We start from the raw sequence: 1,154 nt of genomic DNA, 5'->3' as shown, positions 1-1,154 counted from the left end.
GTTATGTGCAACCCTAATGAAGAATGAATTTATATTTTGACAAAGCGGTAAACTATATAGCTATCGAGATAGGAAAAGATTTCGGAATAATTTTGGGTAGTATCCAAGACCTGGAAGACTTTTACGCTTTCACCTATCAAAGTCGAAAATACTTAGAAACTGGAAAAATTGAAGACATGGCTATTGGTCAAGGCTATAACTTCATAAGCAAATCAGACCAAAGAGTTTTTTCATTTGGTTCAAGGTATGTATATAGTGATGCATTAAAAGAACTTAGAAATAAGGTTTCTCAAGAAGCAGAAATCAGAAAAAAAATATCTCATTTTGATATTCAGAAAAAATTTGATTTGAGTGTGTCCTCAGTAATAAAAAAACAAATCCTAGTTGATACTTTATTGAAATTCGGATTAACCTATACTATTCCAGAAGTAGTTGGTAAGTTAATATTTAGAATACCTAAAAACTACAAAAAGAAATTTCTTTTTGAAAAGTTGACAGAGTTACCAATAACATTTCACGGATTGGACCAAAATGAATTATCTAGTTTGATAATCGAATTAATAAAAAATAACTCTTGTGAATTTGACATATTGGAACAGAAGGAAAATAATCTCGCTAGATATATTGACAAAGCAACAAAGGTTGACTTGGAACCTATATGGTAAAGCTAGACGAACGAAAGAAAAAGCCCTATAATGATTACAATATTCTTTAATCAAAATTTAAAATTGACCTTAGATGATTAAAAATCCTCATTTTATAGCGGAATTGAAATATCGATCAACTGAACAAGGTGGTCGTAAAACACCAGCAGCATCTGGATATAGACCTCAGGTTAAATTCGACTTTGAAGAAATGCAAACTTCCGGTAACCAAAAATTTATCGGAACGGAATTAGTCTACCCTGGAGAAATTGTTATCGCGGAAATAACGGTTTTGTCTCCACAATTATTTGAGGGTAAACTAGAAATTGGGATGGAATTTGAATTTAGAGAAGGTCCTAGAGTTATCGGAACCGGAAAGATAATGGAGGTTGCGAATAAAACACTGGAAAGAAAAAAAGCAAGCACATAACACCATATATGTGATCATAGCAGTTAAGTGATCAATCGAATGGTTCTTGTATATTTGGTTAGGCGCAATGCTTGCAAAAA

The 1,154-nt window shown here is 32.2% G+C and carries 2 protein-coding genes; both read left to right on the top strand.

Going from position 1 to position 1,154, the window contains the following annotated elements; all coding sequences use genetic code 11:
- Positions 1-23: 23 nt before the first annotated feature.
- The gene (locus tag Q0829_RS27485; RefSeq protein WP_298549296.1) at positions 24-665 is read left to right on the top strand and encodes a hypothetical protein; all 642 of its coding nucleotides are present in this window, start codon (positions 24-26) and stop codon (positions 663-665) included.
- 73 nt (positions 666-738) lie between these two features.
- Positions 739-1,074, top strand: a complete 336-nt coding sequence (locus Q0829_RS27480; protein ID WP_298549293.1) for a hypothetical protein — start codon at positions 739-741, stop codon at positions 1,072-1,074.
- Positions 1,075-1,154: the final 80 nt, after the last annotated feature.

The sequence above is a fragment of the uncultured Aquimarina sp. genome, assembly GCF_947492405.1.
GTDB lineage: Bacteria > Bacteroidota > Bacteroidia > Flavobacteriales > Flavobacteriaceae > Aquimarina.
The sequence above is the reverse complement of the archived record's forward strand: the minus strand, read 5'-3'. Positions and strand labels throughout refer to the sequence as shown.

Excerpts from the sequence above, each read along its gene's own strand:
- Q0829_RS27485 (WP_298549296.1), top strand. The coding sequence starts at position 24 with ATGAATTTATATTTTGACAAAGCGGTAAACTATATAGCTATCGAGATA.
- Q0829_RS27480 (WP_298549293.1), top strand. The coding sequence starts at position 739 with ATGATTAAAAATCCTCATTTTATAGCGGAATTGAAATATCGATCAACT.